Here is a 23,083-nt window from a genome sequence, read left to right as displayed (position 1 = left end):
AGAGGTCACCCGGGTCGACGCGTGCTGTCCCGGACCACCACCGACCACTCCGGCTCGGGCACCTCGGCCTGGAGCCCGAGCGCCACCCGGGCGCAGGCCGCCCCCTGCTCGCGCAGCGACTGCGCGACCGTGGTCAGGCCGGCCTCTGCGGCGGCGGGAAGGTTGTCGAAGCCGGTGACCGCGAGGTCCTCGGGGACGCGCAGCCCCAGCGACCGGGCCGCGCGGAGTACGCCGATCGCCTGCTCGTCACTCATCGCCGCGATCGCATCGGGCGGCTCCTCGCTCGTGAGCAGCGCGCGAGCCGCGAACTCGGCCTCCTCGGCGCTGTTCCGGCCGCAGGCCGCCACCACCACGTCGCGCCAGGCGATCCCGGCCCCGAGTGCTGCGTCGCGGAAGCCCGCCAGCCGCTCCCGGGTGACCGGGAAGGTGACCTCGGCCAGGTCGGGGCCGGGACCGACGCCGGCCTCGCGGTCGCGGTCGAGGGGCTGGCTGAGCACGGCGGGGCGGCGGGACTCCGCGAACGCCACGGCGCCGACGGCGCGGGCGGCCGCGCGGTTGTCGATGCTCACCGCCGGCAGCCCGGGTGGGCCGGCGCTGCCGTGCAGGACCGCGGCCCGCCGGGTGGCCCGGACCGCGGCCAGGACCGGGTCGTCGTCGGCGGTGGTCCACACGATGAACCCGTCGACCGCGGCCTCGCTCACCCGGGCGACGTCGTGCTCGGCGCCGGTGATCGGCACGATCAGCATGCCGGCCCCCTGTCCGGCGCACACCTCCGCGACGCCGGCGAGGAAGGAGACGGCCCCGGGGTCCTCGAACGCATAGCTGAGGTGCTCCCCCAGGACGACGCCGAGGGCGTTGGCCGAGCCCCGCCGCAGGGACCGCGCGCTGGGGTCGGGTCCGGCGTACCCCAGGCTCGCGGCCGCCTCCAGGACCCGGCTCCGTGACTGCGCGGAGACGCGACCGGGCTGGTTGTAGGTGTAGGAGGCGGTCATCACCGAGACCCCCGCGGCCTCGGCCACCTGCGCGAGGGTCACCCGGACGGGCCGATCTCCAGCCATGCCCTGGAGCCTACTGTGTAACGTTACACAACATGCCGGGGATCGTCCGTGACCGCCAGACCTGGGTGCTCTACGTCCTGCTCGCCTGGTTCGCCTTCCTGCAGGCCTCACCGGGCCTGGTCGTCCCGCGCCTGCGCGACGAGCTCGACTTCAGCTATGCCGTCGGCGGCCTGCACGTCGCGGCGTTCGCGGCCGGCAGCACCGTGGCCGGGCTGTTCGCGGCGCGGATGGAGCGAGCCCTGGGCCGCGCCCACCTGCTGTGGCTGGCCGCAGCGGTGCTGGCGCTCGGCGCTGTGGGGCTCACCCTCGGCTCGACGGCCCCGGCGACGATCGGCTCGATCGTGGTGATGGGTGCGGGTGGCGGACTGGTGCTGGCGACTGTCCAGGCCGGGCTGGCCGACCATCACGGCGAACGGCGCAGCGTGGCGCTGGCCGAGGCCAACGTGGCGGCGGCGCTGTCCTACCTGGTGCTGGTCGGCGCCCTGTCCCTCGCGAGCGCCCTCGGGGTGGACTGGCGGGTGGCCCTGCTCGCCTCGCTGGTCGTGCCGGTCATGACCTGGGGCGCGAACCGGGGACTGCGGGTGGACGCCGCCCCGGCTGCCGCCGGCGACGAGCAGGGGCGGCTGCCGCCGGTGTTCTGGGTCGCGGTCGTGATGCTGATGTGCTCGGTGGCCGCGGAGTGGTGCGTCACCGCCTGGGGCGCGACGTTCGTCGAGGAGGTGGCGGGCTCCTCCCCGGAGACGGCGGTGGGGGCGATGGGCGGCTACTTCGCCGGGGTCGTCCTCGGCCGCGTGCTCGGCAGTCGCCTGGCCCGGCGGTACGACGCAGCCTCCCTGTTCGCCGGGGCGCTCGCCCTGACGCTGGTCGGGTTCGCGGTGCTGTGGCCCTCCAGCGGACCGGCCCAGGCGGCGGCGGGCCTGACCCTGCTGGGGATCGGCCTGGGCAACCTGTTCCCGATGGGCCTCTCGGTCGCCGTCTCACTGGCGCCCGGCCGGTCCACGGCCGCCAGCGGCCGGATCGTGCTGATGACCTCGGCGGCGATCCTGCTCGCGCCGCTGACGGTGGGCGCCCTGGCGGACGCGACCTCGCTCGAGGCAGCCCTCGGGGTCGTCCCACTCACGGTCGTGCTCGCGGCGGTCGCCCTGGCCGTCGTACGCCGTGGGCGGGAGGCTCCGGTCGGGTCGAGGACCGCAGGCTGAACGCGTCCACGGGTTCCCCTGTCTGGAACGCCTGACTATGGTCGAACCAAGTGCTTTCCCTACCGAGGAGTTCCCCGTGCACCCCACCCACATCCCGCTCCGTGTCGCCACCGGCGCGTTCATCCTCAACTCCGGCATCGGCAAGCTCGGCGCCGACGAAGGCACGGCCGAGTTCCTGCACAGCGCCGCCGCGCGGACCTACCCCGGGCTGTTCAAGGACATGCAGCCGCAGAGCTTCGCCCAGCTGCTCGCCTACAGCGAGATCGCCGTGGGCACCGCCCTGCTCGCCCCGATGGTGCCCTCCACCGTCGCCGGTGCCGCGCTGACCGGGTTTGGCGGCAGCCTGGTGCGGATGTACCTCAAGTCCCCCGGGATGACCCTCGACGACGGCATCCGCCCCACCCCGGACGGCATCGCCGTGGCCAAGGACGTGTGGCTCCTCGGTGCCGGCCTCACCCTGCTCACCCAGGGCATATTCGGCGCCGCCAAGTCGGGCGTGAAGTCGGGCCTGAAGAGCTCGAAGAAGGCCGTGCGCAAGGCGACGCCCTCGATCGGCTGACGATGGATCACGGTTATGCACTGACCGTGACCTGGACCGGCAACAACGGGGAGGGCACCGCCTCCTACCGGGGCTACAGCCGCGCCCACACGGTCACCGCCGAGGGTCCGGGTGAGCTCCTGGGGTCCGCGGACCGCACCTTCCACGGCGACCGCGAGCGGTGGAACCCCGAGCAGCTGCTGGTCGCCTCGCTGGCGCAGTGCCACATGCTGTCCTACCTCCATGTGTGCGTCGAGGCTGGCGTCGTGGTTACCGAGTACGCCGACACGGCGACCGGATCGATGACGACCGACCCGGACGGCAGCGGACGGTTCACCGAGGTGGTGCTGCACCCGCAGGTCACGGTCACCGACCCGGGCATGGTCGAGGCGGCCACGGCGGCGCACCACCGCGCCAACGAGCTGTGCTTCATCGCCAACAGCGTCAACTTCCCGGTGCGCCACCAGCCGACCGTCCGGGTCCTCGACTGAACCCACCCCGCGGGCGCTACACCTTCAGCTTGTTCACGCGCTTGGAGATGCTGTCGCCCTTCCTCTCCAGGAAGACGATCTCCCCGAACTCCAGGCTCAGCCACTCGTCGGCCTCGGTCAGGGGCTCGGAGGCGAAGATGACCGCCGTCGCCTCGTCCTCGCCGCAGTCCTCGAAGTCGTACGTCGTCGCGTTCTCCTCGAAGTTGCGGCCCATCAGCAGGTACATCGGCTCCAGGAGCATGGCCAGGGCGTGGTCGTCACTGCCCGGCTCGGACTTCAGCAGCTCCTTCCAGTCCCCGGAGGGATCGGTCTCGCCCTGGTGCCCACACCCGAAGTTGACGCCGATGATGCGGTTCGGGGAGACCAGAGCCATCTTCAGCTTGGCGAGCGCCGCGAGGTCGAGCTTCTTCATCGCGTCCACGATGAGCCCGAGCATCTTCTCGAACGCACGCTGCACGTCCTCGTCGCTGTCACCCTCGAGCAGCGAGAGCAGCAGCATGTAGAGGAACTCGGTGTCGGTGGTGCCCCGCATCTGCGTGAGGTAGACGTCCTTGCAGTGCTGCAGCAGCTCTCGCTGCAGCTGGATCCAGTTCGGCAGGTCGCCGTTCTGGGCGACGATCCAGGGCGTCTCCTCGTAGGCGAACGGGTGACAGTTCTCGTCGGCCAGCACCGTGCCCGCGTTGTAGTCGGCTGCCCGCACGTGGGCGAGCAGCGTGCTGGCCTGGAGGCTCGGGATGATCCCCTCGGCGTTGTCGTCGTAGAAGGCAGCCATCGGCCGCCGGTAGCGGAACGGCGCCTCCTGCTTCAGCAGGTGCTCGCCCCAGGCCGCGAAGCCCCATCCGGCCAGCTGGAGCAGCGGGTGCCGCTCCGGGTCGAGGGTCTGGTTGACCAGGCTGTTCTCGGGCTTGAGCAGGAGGTTCTCGACTGGGATCTCCGGCCCGATGTAGGCGAGTACTCGGCACATGGTTTTGCCTCACTGACGGGTCGTTGGGTGGAACGGGAGCCTTCGCCGCAGGGGCATCTCCTGCGCGAGGAGGATCGGGTGCAGCATCGGCCGGCAAGATCCCGGCCGCAAGCAGCCTAGGGGCCGGCCTTTGATTTGCGTCGAACGGCTTCCTAACCTCGAAGAGGTGGGTCCGCCCGCCGGTGGCCCCTCATGGTCGAGCGACCGGAACGGGAGACCCACCATGAAGGCAGCCATCTTCCGGGGCAAGGGCCTGATCACCGTCGAGGAACGGCCCCGGCCGGCCATCGCGCAGCCGACCGACGCCGTCGTACGCGTGGTCCTGGCGTGCGTCTGCGGCTCCGACCTGTGGTTCTACCGCGGCATCTCCGAGATCCCGCACGGCTCGGTCGGCCACGAGTTCATCGGCGTGGTCGACGAGGTCGGCAGCGAGGTCGTTGACCTGGCGGTGGGCGACTTCGTGCTTTCGCCGTTCTCGTGGAGCGACGGCACCTGCCGCAACTGCCGCCGCGGCTTCCACACCGCCTGCGTCAACGCGGGCTTCTTCGGCCAGGGCGGCGACGGCGACGGCGCCCAGGCCGAGTTCGTCCGGGTCCCACAGGCGGACGGGACCCTGGTGAAGATCCCGGGCGGCGAATTCTCCGAGGAGACGATGGCCTCGTTGCTCGCGCTGAGCGACGTGATGTGCACCGGCCACCACGCGGCGGTCAGCGCCGGGGTGAAGCCCGGCGACACGGTGGCGGTCGTCGGTGATGGAGCGGTCGGGCTGTGCGGCGTACTTTCCGCGCAAATGCTGGGAGCCGAGCGCATCATCATGCTCGGCAGCCCCTACGACGACCGGAACGCGCTCGCCCGGGAGTGGGGCGCGAGCGAGGTGATCACCGTCCGCGACCACGAGGCGGTCCAGGCGTTGCGGGACCTGACCGACGGGTACGGCGCGGACGCCGTGCTCGAGTGCGTGGGCACGATGGAGTCCACCGAGGCCGCGTTCGCCGTGGCCGGGGCCGGCGCCGTCGTGGGGCGGGTCGGGGTCCCGCACGGCACGATGGTGGACGCGGAGCGCACGTTCTTCCGCAACGTCGGCATGCGCGGCGGCCCCGCTCCGGCACGGGCCTACCAGCCCGAGCTGCTCTCCTCGGTCCTCGACGGCTCGATCGACCCGGGCAAGGTCTTCACCCTGACCACCGACCTCGACCACGTCGCCGAGGCGTACGCCGCGATGGACGACCGGACCACGATCAAGTCCCTGCTCCGGGTCAGCGACCGCTGACCCGAAGTCCACCAGGAAGAAGGCACCATGAAGCTCGTCAAGAGCGGCGGCACCAGCACCCTGGGCCCGGCCGACTGGTTCACCGGCACCGTCTACATCGACGGCATCCGGTCCCCCGACGGCACCACCTCGATCAGCTGCGGGCACGTCCGGTTCACCCCCGGCGCCCGGACCGCCTGGCACACCCACCCGAAGGGCCAGACGCTCTACGTCACCGATGGCATCGGGTACGTCGGCGTCCGCGGCGGCGAGGTCCAGGAGATCCGCCCCGGCGACGTGGTGCTGATCGAGCCCGGCGAGGAGCACTGGCACGGCGCCACCCCGGACCGGTTCATGGCCCACGTCGCCCTCAACGAGGCCGACGAAGCCGGCGAGATCGTCACCTGGCTCGAGCACGTGACGGAGGAGTACGGCGCCTAGCGCCCGCTCCAGCGCGGGGCGCGCCGCTCGACGAAGGCGCGGGCGCCCTCGGCCGCGTCCTCCGAGGTCCGGACGACCTGCATCAGCGGCTCCTGCGCGGCGAGCGCCTCGTCGAAGGCCAGCGTGCGGCTCTGCACCGCGATCTGCTTGGAGGCCTGGGTGCCGAGCGGGGCGTTGGCGGCCACGGCGGCGGCAAGGTCGAGACCCGCCTGCAACCCTTCTCCGGCGGCGACCAGCCGCGTGGCCAGACCCCACCGCTCCGCCTCGGCGGCCGGCATCCGCCGACCGGTGAGGATCAGGTCCAGGGCCACGTGGTGCGGGATCCGCTGCGGCAGCCGGATCGCCCCTCCCCCGCCGGCGGCGAGCCCGCGGGTCACCTCGGGGAGCCCGACCTCGCACCCCTCCTCCATCACGATCAGGTCGCAGGCGAGAGCGAGCTCGAAGCCTCCGCCGAGCGTGACGCCGTGCAGCACCGCGATGATCGGCTTGCTCGGTGGCGCCGCCACCATCCCCATCGCCCCGCGGCGCTCGGTGACCGGGCGCTCCCCGGTGGCGCTGAACGCCTTGAGGTCCATCCCGGCACTGAAGTTGGCGCCCCGGCCGTGCAGCACTGCGACGCTGAGGTCGTCGTCGGCCTCGAAGGCGTCGACGGCGGTCTCGATCGCGCGGGCGGTCGGCAGGTCGATCGCGTTGCGCACCGCTGGACGGTTGATCTCGATGCGCAGGACCCGGCCGTCGGCGACCGCCTCCACCGTGTCCGTGATCAGCACCGGGCGGCTCATGCGAGCACCTCGAGCCGGCCGGACTCGGCGCCGATCACCGATCCGGAGACCCACGATGCGAGGTCGGTGCACAGGAAGTACACGACTCGGGCGATGTCGTCGGGGACCCCGTGCCGACCGAAGGGCATCAGAGGCGGACGGCCGTTGCCGTAGCCCGCCGCCGCGAGGTTGCCGGCGATCTCGTCGACCCCGGGGGTGGTCGTGAGCCCGGGGGCGACCCCGGTGACCCGGATGCCGCGGTCGCTGAGCTCCAGCGCGAGGCTCTTGGTCAGGCCCGTGAGCGCGTGCTTCGAGGCGGCGTACGCCATCGTGCCCTTCGAGACGCGCAGCCCCGAGGTCGAGACCACGTTGACGATGCTGCCGCCCGGCGCCATCCGGGCCGCGACCTCCCGCGTGACGAGGAACGTGCCGATCACGTTGACCTCGAGCATCTGGCGCAGGTGCTCCGCGGTCGCGGTCAGCGGATCGCCGGTCGGCGTCAGGACGGCCGCGTTGTTGACCAGTACGTCGAGCGAGCCCTGCTCCGCCGCGGCGGCGACACCCGACCGCACCGACGCCTCGTCGGCGATGTCCATGGCGATCCCGGTGACCTGCTGCCCGGTCCGCTCGGCGATACGGCGAGCGGTGGACTCGGCGCCGTCACGGTCGGCGATCACGACCCGGGCGCCGGCCTCGGCGAGGCGGGCGGCGACGGCCTCCCCGATGCCGCGGGCGCCTCCGGTGACGAGGGCGCCCCGGCCTGCGAGGGAGGTGAGCCGGTCGAGTCCCAGCTCGCTCAGGTCAGGTGCGACGTAGGCGCTCATGTGGGTGTCCTCTCGGTGCGGGCTGGCCGGCTCACGGCACCAGCACGATCTTGCCGACGTGCTCGGAGGCCTCCAGGCGCGCGTGTGCGCGCGAGGCGTCGGCCAGCGGGATGAGGGAGTCGATGACGGGGCGGACCCGGCCGTCCGCGATCGCGGGGAGCACGTGGGTGGCGACCGCCTCGAGGATCTGCGCCTTCTCCTCCGCGGGACGTGGGCGGAGCAGTGAGCCCGTGAGCACGGCCCGCTTGCGCAGGACGTCGCGCAGGTCCAGGTCGGTGACCGACCCCGACTGCAGCCCGATCACGGCGACCCTGCCGCCGGTCGCCAGCGCCGCCACGTTGCGGGACAGGTAGTCGGCACCGAGGATGTCCAGGACGACGTCGACACCCCGGCCGCCCGTGTGCTCGTGCACGGACGCGACGAAGTCCTCGGTGCGGTAGTCGATGCCCACGTCGGCGCCCAGCTCGCGGCAGATGCCGAGCTTCGCCTGCGAACCGGCGGTGACCAGGACGCGCGCGCCGAGCAGCTTGGCCACCTGGATCGCCGTCGTGCCGATCCCCGAGCCTCCGCCGTGGACCAGGAGGTGCTCCCCGGAACGGAGGCCGACCAGGTCGACGAGGTTCGACCACACCGTCGCGAGGGCCTCGGGCAGCGCGGCGGCGGCCACGAGGTCCAGCGAGTCCGGTACGGCGAGCACGTGCGACTCGTGGACGGCCACCTGTTCGGCGTACCCCCCGTCGGTGAGCAGGGCGCACACGCGGTCGCCGACCTGCCAGCGACGCACGTCCGCCCCGGTCGCGACCACGGTCCCGGAGACCTCCAGGCCCGGGAACAGCGACCCGCCTGCCGAGGTCAGCGAGGCGCCGCGTCGCTGGACGGTGTCGGCGCGGTTCACGCCGGCCCCGGCGACCTGCACCAGGACCTGACCGGGGGCGAGGACCGGCTCGGGGACCTCGACCACCTCGAGGGTCGCCGTGTCCCCCTGGCCGGCGATGGCGATCGCCCGCATCAGCCCATCCTGCTGCCGCCGTTGACGTCGAAGGTCGCGCCGTTGACGAACGAGGCCTCCTCCGAGAGCAGGAACGCGGCCATGGCACCGATGTCGGCGGGTACGCCGAGCCGGCCCACGGGGATGGCGCGGCGCCAGGCGTCGTTGACCTCGTCGCTGACGCCCGCGGCCATCGGGGTCTCGATGCGCCCGGGCGTGATCGCGTTGGCGGTGATCCCGGACGGGCCGTACTCGTGCGCCACGGTCCGGGTCAGTCCGAGCAGTGCGGCCTTCGTGGCGCCGTAGTGCGCGCCGGCCACCCGGGCACCGGTGTGCGCTGCCTGCGACGAGAGCGTCACGATGCGGCCCCAGCCGCGCTCGCGCATCGGGTCGAGGACCGCCTGCAGGCCGTAGAAGGCGCCGGTGAGGTTGACCGCGAGGACGCGGTCCCACTCCTCGGCGGGGATGTCGCTGGTGAGCAGCTTCACGCCGTCGTGCTTGGGCGAGATCGCGGCGTTGTTGACCAGCGCGTCGACACCGCCGACCCACCGGTCGGCCTCGACGACGACCTCGGTCCAGTCCGTCTCGGACGACACGTCGGCCTGCACGGTCCGCAGGTGCGTGGAGTGCTCGGACCGAGTCGCCGCGAAGTCGGCGAGCGTCGCTTCGTCGATGTCGGTGGCCAGCACGTGCCAGCCGGCCTGGAGCAGGCTGTCGGCGATGCCGGCGCCGATGCCGGCGGCGGCGCCCGTGACCACTGCCGCCCGCGTCCGGGATGTCACTGCTGATCCCCGCTCCGCAGGGTGACCACGCCGTCGAGGGCCATCACGCCGCCGGAGCCGGTGATCACCAGCGGGTTGACGTCGATCGACGCCACCGCCGGCGAGATCTCCACGAAGGCCCGGGAGAACTCGCTGATGACCGCGGCCACGCGCTCCTCGTCCGCCACGGGCAGTCCCCGCGTGCCGCGCAGTAGCGCGACCCCGCTGAGGGAGGAGAGCATCCGACCCGCTTCGGCCGGGTCCACCGGGGCCGGTCGCATCGCGACGTCGCGGAGCACCTCGGTGAAGATGCCGCCGAGCCCGACCAGCACCACGGGCCCGAACGTCGGGTCGTGGGTCGCACCGAGGATCAGCTCGGCGCCGCCGGACACGGACTCCTGGACTACGACGCGACGCTCGGCCAGCTCCAGCCTCTCGGCGAGTGCCAGCACGTCGGCGGCGGCGGTCTCGACGGCGTCGAGGTCACCGAGCCCGAGCTTCACCCCGCCGAGGTCCGACTTGTGCTCCACCTCGTCGGAGAGCAGCTTGAGCACCACGGGGAGTCCGATCTCGGCTGCCGCCGCGCGGGCCTCCGCCGGGCTTCTCGCCTCGACCTCCCGGGTCACCGGGACCCCGCACAGGGCGAGGACCTGCTTGCTCTCCATCTCGTCGAGCATCGAGACGCCCTCACCGGCCAGGTCGCCCAGTCGGTCCCACATGGCCGCCAGCTCGGGCGTCGACGCGCTCGGCACCGGAGCCGGAGCCTCGGCGAGCGCCCAGTCGGCCAGCGCCGCGGCCGCGCGCATCGCGCGGACCGGGTCGGTGAACGTCGGCACACCGGCTGCAGACAGGATCCGGCGCGGGTTGCCCGAGCCGCCGACCCAGGCCACGAGGACCGGCTTGTCCGAGCGCTCGGCGACCTCGATGATCCGGTCGCACAACCCGACTTCCTCCATCTCGAGGTTGCCGAGGAGCACGATCGCGATGTCCGTCTGGGGGTTGTCCAGGCAGAGCTGGAGGCCGTCGGTCAGGATCTGCTGGTCCGCGGCGATCGCGCCGGTGGTGTCGATCGGGTTGCCGACCGGAGCGTGCGCCGGGAGGATCGCCGCCATCCGGCCCTGCCACTCCGCGTCCCACTCGAACACGTCGAGACCGAGGTCCTCGGCGTAGTCGGTCATCAGCACGCCGGCGCCGCCCGAGATCGTGATGATGCTGACGTTGCGACCCCGCGGGATCCGGTCGGAGGCGAAGACCCGGCCGAAGTCGACCAGCTGCTCGACGTCCTCGGCGCGCTGGGCGCCGTACCGCTCCAGGATGCCGTCGAGGACCGCGTCGGAACCGGCCAGGGCGCCGGTGTGGGAGGCGGCAGCGACCGCTCCGCGCGCGGAACGACCCACCTTCATCACCACGACGGGCACCCGCTTCTGCTGGGCCTTCTCGAGCCCCCGGCAGAAGGCGTCGCCGTCACGCACGCCCTCGACGTAGGCGAGCATCGCCCGGGTGGACCCTTCGTCCACCAGTCCCTCGATGAGCTCGCCGAGCGCCAGGTCGGCCTCGTTGCCGGTGCTGAAGAAGCGCCCGACGCCGAGGCCGTCGCTCTGGGCCATGTTCAGGACGAAGCCACCCATCGCCCCGCTCTGGGAGACGAAGGCGATGCCGTCGTCACGCAGGGCGAAGCGGTCCTGGTCCAGCCCTGTCATGAACGCGGTGGTGACGGCCTCGGCCGCCATCACCGCACCGACCGAGTTCGGCCCGAGGAACCGGACGCCTGCCCGCTCCGCGACGGCAGCGAGCTCGGCCTGCTCCTGCGCACCCTCGGCACCCACCTCGGCGTACCCGGCGGCGAAGACGATCGCGAACTTGATGCCCTTCGCGCCGCAGGAGGTGATCGCCGCGGGGACGGCGGCCTTCGGCAGAACGATCACGGCGACGTCGGGCACGCCGGGGAGGTCCTCGATCGAGGCGTACGCCGGCTCGCCCTGCACCGTGTCACGTCGCGGGTTGACCGGGTAGATCTCCCCCTTGTAGCCGTACTTGCGCAGGTAGCGCATCGTCCGGCCCGACGCCTTGCTGCCGTCGTCGGACGCCCCGACGATCGCGATCCCGGAGGCGTGCAGCAGCAGGCTGACCACCTCGGATGCCGTGCTTGCGGTACTCACATCGCCTCCAAGAGCTCGGCGCCCGTATGGGCGCGCGGATCGTGAGCGACCCCGAAGGGGATCGCTCCATGACATTGCTTGTGTGCGCCCTAGCGGGAATCGCTGGTGGCCGAGGCGGCGGACGCCCCGCCCAACATCTCGCGGGTGATCTGCTCGACCCCGGTGACGTTCGCGATGTCCTCGTTGAACCCGATCTCGCCCTGCCGCATCACCATCACGCGGTCGGCGAAGCGCAGCGGCTGGTCGATCGACTGCTCGACCAGGAGGATCCCCATCCCCTCGTCGGTGCGGCGCTTGAGGAAGGTCAGGATCTCCGGCACCAGCGCGAGCGCGAGGCCCATCGAGGGTTCGTCGCAGAGCATGAACTTGGGACGCGCGACCCACGCCTGCACCAGGGCCAGCATCTGCTGCTGCCCTCCGGACAGGTCGCGTGCAGGCTGGCGGCGCTTCTGGCCGAGGATGTCGAAGACGCCGAAGGCCTCCTCGAAGATCTCCTGCTCGGTCCTGCGCTGCTTGCGGGGCAGGCTGATCTGGCCGAGCCGGATGTTGTCCTCGACGGAGGTCTCCGGGAAGACGCGGTGGCCCTGCATCACCAGCCGTACGCCGTGACGCGCGACCCGCTCGGGCGCCCAGCCGGCGATCGTCGTGCCCTCGGCCTCGACAGTGCCCGACTGCGGCTTGAGCAGGCCGGCGACCGTGCTCAGCAGCGTGGTCTTGCCGGCGCCGTTCGGGCCGAGCAACAGGGACAGCTGACCGGGTTCGATCTGCAACGAGACGTCCCGGAGCACTGTCATCCGGCCGTAGCCGGCACTGAGATCCTTAACCTGCAACATGGTCGACTCCGACGAAGAGGTGGGCGATGGTCGTGCTGTTGCGGAGCTCCGCCGGGGTGCCGGAGGCGATCACGCGGCCTGCGTCGACGACGCTGATCGTGTCCGCGATGTTCCAGACCAGGTCGAGGTCGTGCTCGACGAGGAGCACGGTGACCGAGGTGGTCTTGGCCACGTCGCGCAGCAGCTGACCGAACTCGCGACGCTCGCCGTGCGAGAGACCCGCGGCCGGCTCGTCCAGCGCGACGATGCTCGGTCCGGCGTGCAGTGCCCGGAGCACCTCGACGAAGCGACGCTGCCCGTGCGGGAGGATCCCGCTGTTCAGCGTGTCCCACTCGTCGGCGTAGGAGGCGAGCGCCTCCTCGAACCACTCGATCTGGCGGGCCGATGTGCGGCCGCAGTCGATGTTCTCCCAAACCGAGAGCGAGTCCAGGACGCGTGGCTGCTGGAAGGTGCGTCCGAGCCCGAGCCGGGCACGGGCGCTGGACGACATCTTGGTGATGTCGCGGCCCTCGAGCTCGACCGTGCCGCTGTCGACCGAGATCAGGCCCGAGATCGCGTTGAGCAGGGTCGTCTTCCCTGAGCCGTTGGGCCCGACGATCGCGTGCACGGTGCCGCGCTTGACGGTCATGGAGGCACCGTCGAGCGCCTTCACCGACCCGAAGCTGCGCCGTACGTCGTCGACCACCAGCAACGTGGAGTCGTCACCGTCCTGCGACGCCTCGGTCGCCGGGGGCGCCGCCGCGAGGATCGGAGCGAGGGAGATCAGGTTCCTGTTCCGGTCGTCCGAGTGCTTCGAGAGCCGCTTCACCAGCCGGTCGAGGCCACCGGCGATCCCTTCCGGCATCAGCAGCATCACGACGATGACCAGCGTGCCGTAGATGAGCAGGCGGTAGTCGAGCAGGCCGGCGAGCAGGTGGTCCGGCACGACGTAGAGAAGGATGACACCCAGGATCGGGCCGAGCACCTTGCCGGGGCCGCCGACGATGACGACGAAGTACAGCATCACGGACAGCGCGATGGTGAAGGAGCCCGCGCCGACGTACTGGATGACGCCGACGTAGCAGACGCCGGCCACGGACGCGGCGAAGGAAGACAGCGCGAACGCCTGCAGGCGGAGCTGCCCGGGACGCAGGCCGACCGTCTCGGCGGCCTCGGCACTCTCGCCGGCCAGCAGCATGGCTCGGCCCAACCGGGACGACCGGAGGATCGCGGCGCAGAAGATCGAGACCACGGCCAGGACGGTCACGCCGATCGTCAGCCAGTTCAGCGAACCCACGATCGGGTCGTTGATCCCGGTGAGGAAGACGTTGACACCGGTGAGTGCCTGGGTCTGGTCCTTGAACTTGATGATCAGGTCCGGCAGCGCCAAGGCACCTGCCAGGGTGACGAATCCCAGGTAGAAGCTCTGCACCCGCAGTGAGGGCAGCGCCATCAGCATGCCGGTCGCCATGCCCGCGACCAGCCCCAGGACGGCGGAGACGGGCAGCGACATCTCCCAGACCCCGTTACCGAGGGCCGTGACGTACGCCGCGACCCCGAGCACCGCTCCCTGTCCGAACGACATCTGCTCCGCCTGTGAGCGCAGCACGTCGAGCCCGACGGCCGCGATCACGTAGACGGCGGCGAGGAGCATCGCCTGCTGCCAGAAGAGGTTCCCCATCAGGGTCGGCACCAGGGTGGCGGCGCTGATCAGCACCGACCCGACGACCAGGTCCCTGCGCAGCTCACGACGGATCCAACGCCGTGGGCTCGCTTGCTTCGTTGTCATCGCTACCTCGCCTATACCCGACGGGCGTGGGGACGCCCGAAGATTCCCTGGGGCCGGAGAAGCAGGACCGCGACGATGACGGCCAGAGCCGTGACCACCTGCATCCCGCCGCCCAGCTCGAATGAGACGTACATCATCAGGACGCCGAACAGCGGCCCGGCGATCAGTGCGCCCTTGTTGTTCCCGATGCCGCCGATCACGGCGACGATGAACCCGAAGATGACGTAGTTCGTACCGCTGCTGCCCGAGAGCTCCACGGCGCTTCCGCCGACGAACCCGGCCACGGCCGTGATGGCGGCCGCGATGCCGAAAGCCAGCATCTGGAAGCGCAGAGTCGGTACGCCGGCGGCCCGAGCCGCGTCGACGTCCTGACTGAGGGCATTGAGCGCCACGCCGCTGAGGAACGAGCGCTGGTACCAGCGCAACCCCGCCCACACGGCCACCGCGCAGACCAGCAGCACCGGGTAGACCCCGGGGACCCGACCGTCGGGGAGCGGCACGAACCCGAAGTAGTTGGGCACGGTGACCACCTGTGGCCCGATCCAGAGCGTGATCAGGGCACCCATCACGATCGAGGCGGCAATGGTCGTTGCCACCCATGAATGGCTACCGCCGTCGCGCCGCATCGGCGCCAGCGTGATCAGGCCTTGGATCACCCCCACCACGGCTGTCGCCACGACGGCGGCGACGAGCGTGAAGTACCACTGCGGCGACGAGAGCCCGGCACCATCCGGCATCCAGAGGTAGGTGCAGACACCGGCCGTGATCAGCAGGTGACCCTGGGCGAAGTTGAGCACCCCTGTCGCGTTGTACGCCAAGTTGAGACTCATGGCGACCAGCGCGTACAGGGAGCCAACCCCCACGCCGCGGATCACGATGACCAGAAGATCGTTCATCGCAGTGGTTCCCTCACGTCTCTGATCAGCAGCCGTCGATGCGCTGGGAGATCCCCGGCGCGACCTCTTCACCCGCGTTGACCAGAGTCAGCGAGCTGGGGTCCATCAGGAACCGGCTGTCTTCGCTCAACGCGTAGGCGTTGTGCACGAGCGGCTGGTCCTTCGCGGCCTCGGTCTGGTTCTTGGCCAGCCAGTCCGTGACCTTCTTCGCGTCCATCGAGTCCGACCCCTCGATGCCGGCCTTCAGCAGCCACAGCGCGTCGCGGAAGGAGGCGATGTTGTCGAAGGCGGCACCCTTGGTGCGCTTCTCGCCATAGGTGTTCTTGACCTCGGCGATGAAGTCGGTGGCCTCCTTGCGAACGTCCTCCGGCGAGCAGGCGCTGAACGCCGGCCACGTGACGGAGGAGAAGTTCTTGTAGGCGTCGGGACCGGCGACGGACTTGGCCTGCCCCGAGTAGGTGGTCGAGTAGCTGCCGATGACCGGGACGTCCAGGTTGGCGTCGCGCATCGCCTGCACGAACAGGCCGGCGTCGTGGCCGGTCTGGGGGAAGACGAGGACGACGTCGGGGTTGCCCTTCTTCAGGGTCAGCACCTGCGAGCTGAGGTCGGTGACCGGGATGTCGTACTCCTGGCCGGCGACCAGCTCGACTCCCTTGGCCTTGAGCTGCCGCTCGATCGCCCCACGGCCTTCCTTGCCCTGGGTGGCGGAGTAGCTGATCACGGCGACCCGCTTGGCTTTGTGCTTGCTCACCGCGTAGTCGACCATCTTCTCGCCCTGGTGCTCGGCGTTGAGCAGCATGCCGAAGGAGTACGGCGCGACCTTCGGGTTCATCTTGCTGCCGGCACCGTTGATCGAGGGGATGTTGGCGCGGGTGAGAGACGGCAGCGTCGCCAGCGTCTCGTCGCTGGTCATCGGTCCGACGACGAGGTCGACCTTGTCCTCGTTGATGAGGCGGTTCATGGCCGTCACGGCCTTGGCCGGGTCCAGCTCCGTGTCGACGAAGACGGCCTTCACCTTGCGGCCGTCGATGCCACCGTCCGCGTTGATCTGCTTCACGGAGAGCTCGACGCCCATCCGGTCCCAGTCCGCGGTACCGGCCGCAGGACCCGTGATCCCGAGAGGGACCCCGACCTTGATCGGTCCGGACGAATCGCTGCTGCCATCGCTGTTGCCACAGGCCGCGGTCGCGGCAAGCAGCACCAGTCCGGTGGCCAGGGTCGCGCACCGCTTCGAACGAGCGTAAAAGGTCATGCCTGCCTCTTCTCGGCTAATCATTGCTATCTAAGTGATCCTTGCTAGGTATCCTGCCCGTGATCGCGGTCACAGGTCAAGTACCGAGACGAACTTCCGTGGAAAGTCCGGAAATCAGGTGGCTGCGCGGCGCTAGCGCAGGGCCAGGGCGTTGGCCGGAGAGCCGATGCCGCCCTTGAGGTTCCAGGGCGCGGAGACCAGCAGGCTGTCCCAGCGACCCTCCGCGGCGCAGTCCTCGGCGAGGGCGTCCAGCCACCACATCTCGCCCCAAGGCATCCCGAGGCGGACCAGCGTCCGGTGGTGGAGCAGCTCGGACCCCAGCGGCATCGACTCGACGCTGATGTTGTCCGCGGCGGCCGCGCTGATCCCGTTGTCCCAGAGGTACTCGGCCATCTCGGCGCAGGCCTCGAGGCCGGGCGAGTCGTGCCGGGTGCGCACGTCGTGCCGCTCCTCGGTGCTCGCGGCGAGGTAGCCGGTCCACCAGCCGGTGCGCAGCAGCAGTACGTCGCCCTCGCGCCACTCCACGCCCTGCGCCAGCCGCGCGTCATCGAGCTCACGCACCGAGATCGGTCGGGAGGTGTGCCAGTGCAGCTCCTCCCCACGGCCGCGCAGGAAGCGCTCGACGTCGACGAGCACACCGCGCCCGGCGATCCCGCGCCGCGCCCAGTTCTCGATGCCGAGGCGCTCGGGTGGCAGGTGGTTGTAGGACCCGATCTCGGGGTCGCTGATGTGCAGGAAACCGTCCCACTGCGACGAGCTCTGCGGGTAGAAGTGGTCGACCCAGTCGTCGCGGTTGCCCATCTTGGTGCGGAAGACGTGGTGCTCGAACGGCTGGCGGTCGAACAGGGGAGGGTCCGGGAGCTCCATCGGAGCGTTCAGGCTGAAGACCTTCCCGGTCCGCACCGATGCCGCAGCGGAGGCCACAGCCTCCGGGGTCTGGCGGTTCAGCGTCCCGAGGACGTCGTCGTCACCGAAGACGCCGCGGGCGTCGCCGGCAGGAAGGTCGCGGTAGGGCACGTTCATGGCAGGTGTTCACCTCTGGAAAAGGGGCGTACGGCGTCGCGGACGCCCTCGCAGCCAAGCGGTGCGAGAAGGGTCGCGAGACCGATCGCCGAGAGTGGTTCGGTCGCTTGCCGCCCGAGGGCGGCGGGGGTTCACCGCAAGCGGGTGTCGTGCTTTCCCGGAATCGTCGGGGAACCGTCGAGATCGTTGTCGCGCAGGTACTGGTCGTAGGTCGCGAGGTGGCGGCGCATCGCCTCGTCCGCGGCCTGCGCATCACGAGCCACGACCGCCTTGGCGATCTCGACGTGGTCGTGGGTGCCGCCGTCCGGCAGCTCGAACTCGATCAGGTCGTAGTGGTAGTGACCGGCGGCCGAGTCGTGCAGGGCCTTGAGCGTCATCTGGAAGACCTTGTTGCCGCAGGCTGCGGTGAGCAGCGCGTGGAACTCGGCCAGGCGTACCGCGTCGTAGTCGCCGTTGGCGATCTTGGCGATCTCCTTCAGCTGGGCATCCGTCGCGTTGAGCGCCGCGAGGTGCGCCACTCGAGGCTCCACGAGCGAGCGGAAGGCCGAGGCCTCCCCGAGCGTGGTGTCGCTGAACCGGAACAGCATCGCCATCGCGTCGCTGACCTGCGTGATGTCCGTGTGCCGGACGAAGATGCCGCCCGTCGGGCCCCGCCTGATCTCGACCAGGCCGTCGCGCTCCAGCAGGCGCAGCGCTTCGCGGACCGTGACCCGGCCGAGGCCGTAATGCTCCATCAGCTCGGTCTCGTTGGGCAGCCGCGTGCCCACCGGCAACCGGTGGAAGAGGATTCGCTCGCGGATCTCCGAAACGATCACGTCCGATGCCTTCGGAATCCGCACTCGATTCGTGGCCATGCCGCTCGCTCCTTGTCGCGCCGTACGACGCAGGATCCTGCCGCGTGGCGCCCCGTCGAGATGTTGTCCGGACCGGGGGACTCATACCAGGAGGTCCACCGGGTACGGGAACCTTACGCCCACGCCTCCGTCGATCAAGACGGACTGACCGTTGACGTGCGAGGACAGCTCGGTGGCCAGGAAGGAGATCGGGCCGGCGACGTCGCTCGCCTCGCCGAGGCGACCGGTGGGCGTGTTCGCCGCGAAGACGGCTCGGTTGTCCTCTCCGATGGCGGAGCCCATCCGCTCGGTCCAGATGACGCCCGGAGCCACGGCGTTGACGCGGACGCCCTTCGGTCCCAGCTCGACGGCAGCGGTCTTCACCAGCGACATCAGGGCGGCCTTGTGGGCGCCGTACGCCCCGTGGTGCTGGGTGCCGTACGTCGAGCTGATCGACGCCACGAACACCATGGTGCCGCCCCCGGCCGCGGCCAGCGCGGCTCCACCGAGCTCGACGACCAGCACCGCGTGGCGCAGGTTGATCCGCTCGCTGCGGGCCCACATCTCGTCGGTGTGCTCGTCGAGGTTGCCGAACGCCGCCATGCCGATGATGTCGACGATGCTCCCCAGCGGGTGCTCGTGCTCGGCTGCCGCCGCAAGGATCTCCTTGACCCCGTCGCGCTCGCAGGCGTCCGCGACGAGTGCCGTGCCTCCGACCTCCCGCGCGACCGCCTCTGCACGCTCGCGGTCGAGGTCGACGCAGATCACGCTCGCGCCGACCTGGGCCAGCGCGTGGACCGCCTGACGGCCGATTCCGTTGCCGGCTCCGATGACGATCACGCAGGTGTTGACCAGGGAGGCCTTCGCTACGTAGTCGGCGATGGGGCTGTTGTCGAGGCTCACGCTCGTCCTGCTTTCATCAGTGGTGTGTCGGGTCGCGGAACGTCTCCGCGACCGGCGTTCAGTAGGTGGTCCGGCCGCCGCTGGCGTCGATGACGGACGCGGTGGTGAAGGAGCAGCGCGGGCTCGCGGCCCACCGGATGATCTCGGCGACCTCCTCGGGCTCGCCGATGCGTCCCATCGGGATCTTCGCCGCGAGCCGCTTGATGTGCTCCGGCGTCGTGCGCATGGCGAGCGGCGTACGGATCACGCCGGGCGTGACCGCGTTGGCGATCACGCCGCTGCCGGCGAGCTCCTTGCCGAGCGACTTGGTCATGCCGATGGCCGCCGCCTTGGCAGAGGAGTAGGCGCTGCTGCCGGTGTTGCCTTCCTTGCCCGCGACGCTCGCCACGTTGACGATCCGGCCGTAGCCCCGCTCCAGCATCGCCGGGACGAAGGCCCGGCACATCAGGTAGGTGCCGAACAGGTTGACCCGCCACATCTTCTCGAAGATCTCGGGCGGGGTCTCCCACAGCTTCATCGCCTCGGCGTTGACGCCGGCGTTGTTGACCAGGATGTCGACGCGCCCGAGCTCGGCGAGCAGGGTCTCGGCCAGCGCGTCGACGCTCTCCTGCGAGGAGATGTCGACGAGCTCGCTGCGGACGTCGTACCCGGCGTCGGTCAGGTCCTGCACGGCGTTGCGGGACGCCTCGGGGTCGCGATCGACGATCACCACGCGGGCTCCGTCCTCGCACAGGAGGCGTACGGCGGCCAGGCCGATCCCGCTCGCGCCGCCGGTGACGACGGCGACCTGCTCGGCGAGCAGCTTCGGCTCGCTCATGACCAGGTCCACTGGGGCTCGCGCTTCTCGAGGTAGGCGCTCATCGCCTCGCGCGAGTCGTTGAGGTGCCCGAGCCGGTTCGTGTAGTCCCACTCGGTGCGGTACTGCCGCTCGATCTCGTCGCCCTCGATGCGGACGAGCGACTCCTTGGCCATCCGGATCGCGAGCGGGCTCTTGGACGCGATCTCCGCGGCGAGCTCCTGGGCGACGCTCAGCGCCTGGCCGTCGGGGACGACCTCCTCGACGGCGCCGAGACGGTGCATGTCCGCGGCGGTCACGGGCCGGCCGGTGAACATCATCATCCGGGCCTTGCGCGGGCCGAGCAGGTTCATCGCCTTGCTGCCGCCACCGAGCAGGCCGACGTTGATCTCGGTCAGGGCGAAGGTCGCGCGCTCGGCGGCGATGATGAGGTCGCAGACCCCGATCAGCCCGAAGCCGGCACCGATCGCGGGCCGCTCGACGGCTGCGATGACCGGCACGGCCGCGTGGCGGATGACGTGCTGCGTCGCGCGCCACTGCCACCCGGGGTTGGTCAGCGCCTGCAGCGAGTCGCCGGCCGCGCCCTTGGCCGCGACCTCCTTGAGGTCGATGCCTCCGCAGAAGGCGCGATCGCCGGCCGCCGCCAGCACGACGGCACCGATGCTCTTGTCCTCGGCGAGGCCGGCGAAGAAGGAGGACAGCTCACGCTGCATCTCCAGGGTCACTGCGTTCACGGGTGGGCGGTCGAGGGTGACCGTGACCACCCGGTCCTGCTGCTCGATCACGAGCGTGTTCATGCAGTCCTCTTTCGGTCTGGGTTCGGGTCGGGCGACGTGCGGGCTCAGGAGACGGTGAAGTCGCCGGGGTCGAAGGACGACACCCGGTTGTAGTAGTCCTCGTTGCGGAACGGCCAGTGCACGATCTGGCGACCGTCCTTGACGTAGTAGTTCTTGTCGGCCGGGGCCTCGCCCAGCCAGATCAGGTCGCTGTGGGCGGCGTCGATCTCCGCCTGGTAGTCGTCGAAGACCTCCGGACGCAGCTCGAAGGAGGAGGCGCCGTTCTCCAGGAGGTGGACGACGCCCTGGGCGGCGTACCGCGACCAGATCTCGCTCCAGGTGACGAACGCCCCCGAGCGGGGCTGTGCGTTCGGGCCGTAGAAGACGAACAGGTTGGGGAAGCCGGGGAGCGTCATCCCGAGGTAGGCACGCGGACCGTCCTTGGACCACAGGTTCTGGAGGTCCGCGCCGCCCGACCCGACGTACTCCGTGGGGTAGAGGTACTTGCTGACGTCAAACCCGCTCGCGAACACGATCGCGTCGACCTCGAGCCTGCGGCCGTCCTTGGTGACGATGGCGTCGGCCTCGATGTGGTCGATGCCCTCGGCGACGAGCTCGACGTCGGGTCGCAGCAGCGATTCGTACCAGCCGCTGTCGACGACGAGCCGCCGCGCCAGCGGGGCGTAGTCGGGCGTGACCTTCTCGATGAGGTCGGGCCGCCCGGCCAGCTGCTCCTGGATGTAGTCGGTGAGCGCGGCTCGGAGGGCGTCGTTGCGCTCACTGATCAGCCCGCCGCCGGCCTGCCACTCGCGGTCGTACTCCTGGGCCAGCTGCATCCCGTTGGTCGTGACCTGGGTGTGGAAGCAGTACCAGTTCCAGTAGTAGGGAACGTGGTCGAAGAGCCAGCGGATCTCAGGCGTGATCGTTGCCCGGTAGCCCTCCATCGGAGAGATCCACTGCGGCGTGCGCTGCAGGACGAAGAGCTTCTCGGAGTGCTCGGCGAGCCACGGCGTGAGCTGGACGCCGGTCGACCCGTTGCCGATCACCGCGACGACCTTGCCGCTCGGGTCGAAGGAGGAGTCCCACGCGGTGGTGTGGAAGAACGGACCCTGGAAGTCCTCGACACCGGGGATGTCCGGCAACCGGGGCGTGGAGAACTGTCCGGCGGCGCTGACGATCACGTTGGCGGTCGCCTGCCGCACGCTCCCGTTCGGGCTCTTCAGGGTGAGCGTCCAGGACTTCGTCTCGTCGTCGAAGGACGCGCCCTCGAGCGAGGAGTTGAACTGGATGTGGGGGGTGACGCCGAACTCGTCCGCGGTGTGCTGGACGTACTTCTTCACCTCGTCCGCGGCGGCGAAGTACTCCGACCACGGGTAGTTCTTGATGAACTTGAACTGGTAGAGGAAGCTGCTCGTGTCGACCCGGGCCTCCGGGTAGCTGTTCACCTGCCAGGTGCCGCCGGCCGCCGGCTCACGCTCGTACACGTCGTAGGGGATGCCGAGCCGCTCGAACTGCACCGCGGCGGCGATCCCGCTCGGGCCGGCGCCGATGATCGCGACCGAGAACCCCTCGGGGATCGACGGCTTCTCGTCGTGCCAGGTGGCCTCGCGCGGGAACTCGTCGAAGGCGAGCTCCTCCCGGCCGTGCCGGAACTCGACGTCGTCCGGGGCGGTGCCCGTCATCAGCTGCATCATCGAGCGCAGCTCGTCGTCGCTCGGCAGCGCTCGCTCCTGGGTCGCCTCCCCCGAGAGCAGGAACTCCACGGCCTTGCGCCGGATCGTCTCGGCGTGCCGCTCGTCGACGATCGGTGAGTGGAAGGCGCCACCGCGGCGCGGCTCCTGGTTGACCTGCATCTCCGCAAGCTCAGGGTCGCGGGTCAGCTGGTAGAGGGCCATGCGCAGCACGCTGACGTTCGCTTGCGCGACGGCGGCCTCGACCTGAGCACGTTCGGGGGCAGACATGTGTCTCCTTTTCACTGCTAACAAAGCAATCATTGCAAGGATTGCAGTGATCAGGGCCACAAGTCAAGGGATGCCGCATGCCCGGTTCGGTCCACCCCCGGCGTGCGGACCGCGTGGCCTCGCGGCCCGGTAACGTGCCAGGCATGCCCATCAGGCTGGAGAACGTCGGCATCGCCGTACGCGACCTCGAGGCGACGATCGCGTTCTTCACCGACCTCGGACTGACCGTCCTCGGCCGTGCCGAGGTCAGCGGGGAGTGGACCGATACGGCCGCGGCCTCGACGGCAACCACGCGAAGATCGCCATGCTCCAGACACCGGACGGCAACGGTCGTCTCGAGCTGTTCGAGTACCTCCACCCAGAGGCGATCGAGACCGAGCCCACCCAACCCAACGAGATCGGCATGCACCGCGACGCCTTCTCCGTCGACGACATCGACGAGGCGCTGGAGATCGCGGCACGGCACGGTTGCCACCCGCTGCGTGGCGTGGCGAACTACGAGGACGTCTACAAGCTCACCTACGTCCGCGGCCCCAGCGGCATCATCGTGATGCTCGCGCAGGAGCTGAACCAGAGCTGATTGCTGGACCGGTCTCGTCCCTGGGAGCA

At 70.4% G+C, this 23,083-nt stretch carries 23 protein-coding genes; 6 read left to right on the top strand and 17 right to left on the bottom strand.

Annotated features, from left to right (window positions below; genetic code table 11):
• Nucleotides 1-5 precede the first annotated feature (5 nt).
• On the bottom strand, nucleotides 6-1,058 hold the full coding sequence (locus AC4BGB_RS12825) for a LacI family DNA-binding transcriptional regulator (protein WP_490547266.1): 1,053 nt from the start codon (nucleotides 1,056-1,058) through the stop codon (nucleotides 6-8).
• A 32-nt stretch (nucleotides 1,059-1,090) separates the two neighbouring features.
• On the opposite strand from AC4BGB_RS12825, the gene AC4BGB_RS12820 reads away from it, so the two are divergent.
• The 3 genes from AC4BGB_RS12820 to AC4BGB_RS12810 all read left to right on the top strand — a co-directional run bounded on the left by AC4BGB_RS12820 (nucleotide 1,091) and on the right by AC4BGB_RS12810 (nucleotide 3,286).
• Nucleotides 1,091-2,257: an MFS transporter gene (locus tag AC4BGB_RS12820; protein ID WP_490547265.1), complete on the top strand. Its 1,167-nt coding sequence runs from the start codon at nucleotides 1,091-1,093 to the stop codon at nucleotides 2,255-2,257.
• 76 nt (nucleotides 2,258-2,333) lie between these two features.
• Nucleotides 2,334-2,816, top strand: a complete 483-nt coding sequence (locus tag AC4BGB_RS12815) for a hypothetical protein (protein WP_490547264.1) — start codon at nucleotides 2,334-2,336, stop codon at nucleotides 2,814-2,816.
• Between the two features lie 26 nt (nucleotides 2,817-2,842).
• Nucleotides 2,843-3,286 (top strand): OsmC family protein, encoded by a 444-nt coding sequence (locus AC4BGB_RS12810; protein WP_490547263.1) that lies wholly within the window; start codon nucleotides 2,843-2,845, stop codon nucleotides 3,284-3,286.
• A gap of 16 nt (nucleotides 3,287-3,302) precedes the next feature.
• Here AC4BGB_RS12810 and AC4BGB_RS12805 read toward each other — a convergent pair whose 3' ends face one another.
• A complete protein-coding gene (locus AC4BGB_RS12805) occupies nucleotides 3,303-4,250 on the bottom strand; it encodes a class II glutamine amidotransferase (protein WP_490547262.1) in 948 nt (315 codons plus the stop codon).
• Between the two features lie 223 nt (nucleotides 4,251-4,473).
• On the opposite strand from AC4BGB_RS12805, the gene AC4BGB_RS12800 reads away from it, so the two are divergent.
• Nucleotides 4,474-5,520 carry an alcohol dehydrogenase catalytic domain-containing protein gene (locus AC4BGB_RS12800; RefSeq protein WP_490547261.1) on the top strand — a complete coding sequence of 349 codons (1,047 nt, stop codon included), beginning with the start codon at nucleotides 4,474-4,476 and terminating at the stop codon, nucleotides 5,518-5,520.
• A 27-nt stretch (nucleotides 5,521-5,547) separates the two neighbouring features.
• Entirely contained in the window at nucleotides 5,548-5,940 is a 393-nt protein-coding gene (locus AC4BGB_RS12795) for a (R)-mandelonitrile lyase (protein ID WP_490547260.1), read from the top strand.
• On the opposite strand, the gene AC4BGB_RS12790 is transcribed toward AC4BGB_RS12795, so the two are convergent.
• The 15 genes from AC4BGB_RS12790 to AC4BGB_RS12720 form a co-directional block, all read right to left on the bottom strand.
• A complete protein-coding gene (locus AC4BGB_RS12790; RefSeq protein ID WP_490547259.1) occupies nucleotides 5,937-6,722 on the bottom strand; it encodes a crotonase/enoyl-CoA hydratase family protein in 786 nt (261 codons plus the stop codon). The genes AC4BGB_RS12795 and AC4BGB_RS12790 overlap by 4 nt on opposite strands.
• Entirely contained in the window at nucleotides 6,719-7,525 is an 807-nt protein-coding gene (locus AC4BGB_RS12785) for an SDR family NAD(P)-dependent oxidoreductase (protein ID WP_490547258.1), read from the bottom strand. Before AC4BGB_RS12785 ends, AC4BGB_RS12790 begins: the two co-directional genes overlap by 4 nt.
• A 31-nt stretch (nucleotides 7,526-7,556) precedes the next feature.
• A complete protein-coding gene (locus AC4BGB_RS12780; RefSeq protein ID WP_490547257.1) occupies nucleotides 7,557-8,534 on the bottom strand; it encodes an NAD(P)H-quinone oxidoreductase in 978 nt (325 codons plus the stop codon).
• Entirely contained in the window at nucleotides 8,534-9,295 is a 762-nt protein-coding gene (locus AC4BGB_RS12775; protein WP_490547256.1) for an SDR family oxidoreductase, read from the bottom strand. The genes AC4BGB_RS12780 and AC4BGB_RS12775 overlap by 1 nt, the downstream gene beginning before the upstream one ends.
• Nucleotides 9,292-11,433: an acetate--CoA ligase family protein gene (locus AC4BGB_RS12770; RefSeq protein ID WP_490547255.1), complete on the bottom strand. Its 2,142-nt coding sequence runs from the start codon at nucleotides 11,431-11,433 to the stop codon at nucleotides 9,292-9,294. The genes AC4BGB_RS12775 and AC4BGB_RS12770 overlap by 4 nt, the downstream gene beginning before the upstream one ends.
• Before the next feature lie 89 nt (nucleotides 11,434-11,522).
• A complete protein-coding gene (locus AC4BGB_RS12765) occupies nucleotides 11,523-12,266 on the bottom strand; it encodes an ABC transporter ATP-binding protein (RefSeq protein ID WP_490547254.1) in 744 nt (247 codons plus the stop codon).
• The gene (locus AC4BGB_RS12760) at nucleotides 12,253-14,034 is read right to left on the bottom strand and encodes a branched-chain amino acid ABC transporter ATP-binding protein/permease (protein ID WP_490547253.1); all 1,782 of its coding nucleotides are present in this window, start codon (nucleotides 14,032-14,034) and stop codon (nucleotides 12,253-12,255) included. Before AC4BGB_RS12760 ends, AC4BGB_RS12765 begins: the two co-directional genes overlap by 14 nt.
• Nucleotides 14,035-14,045: 11 nt before the next feature.
• On the bottom strand, nucleotides 14,046-14,930 hold the full coding sequence (locus tag AC4BGB_RS12755) for a branched-chain amino acid ABC transporter permease (protein ID WP_490547252.1): 885 nt from the start codon (nucleotides 14,928-14,930) through the stop codon (nucleotides 14,046-14,048).
• Nucleotides 14,931-14,955: 25 nt separating this feature from the next.
• On the bottom strand, nucleotides 14,956-16,182 hold the full coding sequence (locus AC4BGB_RS12750) for an ABC transporter substrate-binding protein (protein WP_490547251.1): 1,227 nt from the start codon (nucleotides 16,180-16,182) through the stop codon (nucleotides 14,956-14,958).
• A 132-nt stretch (nucleotides 16,183-16,314) separates the two neighbouring features.
• The gene (locus tag AC4BGB_RS12745) at nucleotides 16,315-17,205 is read right to left on the bottom strand and encodes a cyclase family protein (RefSeq protein WP_490547250.1); all 891 of its coding nucleotides are present in this window, start codon (nucleotides 17,203-17,205) and stop codon (nucleotides 16,315-16,317) included.
• A gap of 131 nt (nucleotides 17,206-17,336) precedes the next feature.
• On the bottom strand, nucleotides 17,337-18,059 hold the full coding sequence (locus tag AC4BGB_RS12740) for a FadR/GntR family transcriptional regulator (protein WP_490547249.1): 723 nt from the start codon (nucleotides 18,057-18,059) through the stop codon (nucleotides 17,337-17,339).
• A gap of 81 nt (nucleotides 18,060-18,140) precedes the next feature.
• Nucleotides 18,141-18,941: an SDR family NAD(P)-dependent oxidoreductase gene (locus AC4BGB_RS12735; protein ID WP_490547248.1), complete on the bottom strand. Its 801-nt coding sequence runs from the start codon at nucleotides 18,939-18,941 to the stop codon at nucleotides 18,141-18,143.
• Between the two features lie 58 nt (nucleotides 18,942-18,999).
• Complete coding sequence (locus AC4BGB_RS12730) at nucleotides 19,000-19,758, bottom strand: SDR family NAD(P)-dependent oxidoreductase (RefSeq protein WP_490547247.1); 759 nt, start codon at nucleotides 19,756-19,758, stop codon at nucleotides 19,000-19,002.
• Nucleotides 19,755-20,534 (bottom strand): enoyl-CoA hydratase-related protein, encoded by a 780-nt coding sequence (locus AC4BGB_RS12725; RefSeq protein ID WP_490547246.1) that lies wholly within the window; start codon nucleotides 20,532-20,534, stop codon nucleotides 19,755-19,757. The genes AC4BGB_RS12730 and AC4BGB_RS12725 overlap by 4 nt, the downstream gene beginning before the upstream one ends.
• Before the next feature lie 44 nt (nucleotides 20,535-20,578).
• Nucleotides 20,579-22,474 (bottom strand): flavin-containing monooxygenase, encoded by a 1,896-nt coding sequence (locus AC4BGB_RS12720; RefSeq protein ID WP_490547245.1) that lies wholly within the window; start codon nucleotides 22,472-22,474, stop codon nucleotides 20,579-20,581.
• A 256-nt stretch (nucleotides 22,475-22,730) separates the two neighbouring features.
• Here AC4BGB_RS12720 and AC4BGB_RS12715 point away from each other — a divergent pair, with 256 nt between their 5' ends.
• The gene (locus AC4BGB_RS12715) at nucleotides 22,731-23,054 is read left to right on the top strand and encodes a VOC family protein (protein WP_490547244.1); all 324 of its coding nucleotides are present in this window, start codon (nucleotides 22,731-22,733) and stop codon (nucleotides 23,052-23,054) included.
• Nucleotides 23,055-23,083: the final 29 nt, after the last annotated feature.

The sequence above is a fragment of the Nocardioides sp. Z30_9 genome (assembly GCF_058215735.1).
Note: the sequence above shows the minus strand (reverse complement) of the source record. Positions and strands in the feature narration are given on the sequence as shown.

What these genes read in the sequence shown, in the direction of transcription:
- AC4BGB_RS12825 (WP_490547266.1), bottom strand. Translation starts at nt 1,058, where the DNA reads ATGGCTGGAGATCGGCCCGTCCGGGTGACCCTCGCGCAGGTGGCCGAG.
- AC4BGB_RS12820 (WP_490547265.1), top strand. Translation starts at nt 1,091, where the DNA reads ATGCCGGGGATCGTCCGTGACCGCCAGACCTGGGTGCTCTACGTCCTG.
- AC4BGB_RS12805 (WP_490547262.1), bottom strand. Translation starts at nt 4,250, where the DNA reads ATGTGCCGAGTACTCGCCTACATCGGGCCGGAGATCCCAGTCGAGAAC.
- AC4BGB_RS12800 (WP_490547261.1), top strand. Translation starts at nt 4,474, where the DNA reads ATGAAGGCAGCCATCTTCCGGGGCAAGGGCCTGATCACCGTCGAGGAA.
- AC4BGB_RS12795 (WP_490547260.1), top strand. Translation starts at nt 5,548, where the DNA reads ATGAAGCTCGTCAAGAGCGGCGGCACCAGCACCCTGGGCCCGGCCGAC.
- AC4BGB_RS12790 (WP_490547259.1), bottom strand. Translation starts at nt 6,722, where the DNA reads ATGAGCCGCCCGGTGCTGATCACGGACACGGTGGAGGCGGTCGCCGAC.
- AC4BGB_RS12785 (WP_490547258.1), bottom strand. Translation starts at nt 7,525, where the DNA reads ATGAGCGCCTACGTCGCACCTGACCTGAGCGAGCTGGGACTCGACCGG.
- AC4BGB_RS12780 (WP_490547257.1), bottom strand. Translation starts at nt 8,534, where the DNA reads ATGCGGGCGATCGCCATCGCCGGCCAGGGGGACACGGCGACCCTCGAG.
- AC4BGB_RS12765 (WP_490547254.1), bottom strand. Translation starts at nt 12,266, where the DNA reads ATGTTGCAGGTTAAGGATCTCAGTGCCGGCTACGGCCGGATGACAGTG.
- AC4BGB_RS12760 (WP_490547253.1), bottom strand. Translation starts at nt 14,034, where the DNA reads ATGACAACGAAGCAAGCGAGCCCACGGCGTTGGATCCGTCGTGAGCTG.
- AC4BGB_RS12755 (WP_490547252.1), bottom strand. Translation starts at nt 14,930, where the DNA reads ATGAACGATCTTCTGGTCATCGTGATCCGCGGCGTGGGGGTTGGCTCC.
- AC4BGB_RS12750 (WP_490547251.1), bottom strand. Translation starts at nt 16,182, where the DNA reads ATGACCTTTTACGCTCGTTCGAAGCGGTGCGCGACCCTGGCCACCGGA.
- AC4BGB_RS12745 (WP_490547250.1), bottom strand. Translation starts at nt 17,205, where the DNA reads ATGAACGTGCCCTACCGCGACCTTCCTGCCGGCGACGCCCGCGGCGTC.
- AC4BGB_RS12740 (WP_490547249.1), bottom strand. Translation starts at nt 18,059, where the DNA reads ATGGCCACGAATCGAGTGCGGATTCCGAAGGCATCGGACGTGATCGTT.
- AC4BGB_RS12730 (WP_490547247.1), bottom strand. Translation starts at nt 19,758, where the DNA reads ATGAGCGAGCCGAAGCTGCTCGCCGAGCAGGTCGCCGTCGTCACCGGC.
- AC4BGB_RS12725 (WP_490547246.1), bottom strand. Translation starts at nt 20,534, where the DNA reads ATGAACACGCTCGTGATCGAGCAGCAGGACCGGGTGGTCACGGTCACC.
- AC4BGB_RS12720 (WP_490547245.1), bottom strand. Translation starts at nt 22,474, where the DNA reads ATGTCTGCCCCCGAACGTGCTCAGGTCGAGGCCGCCGTCGCGCAAGCG.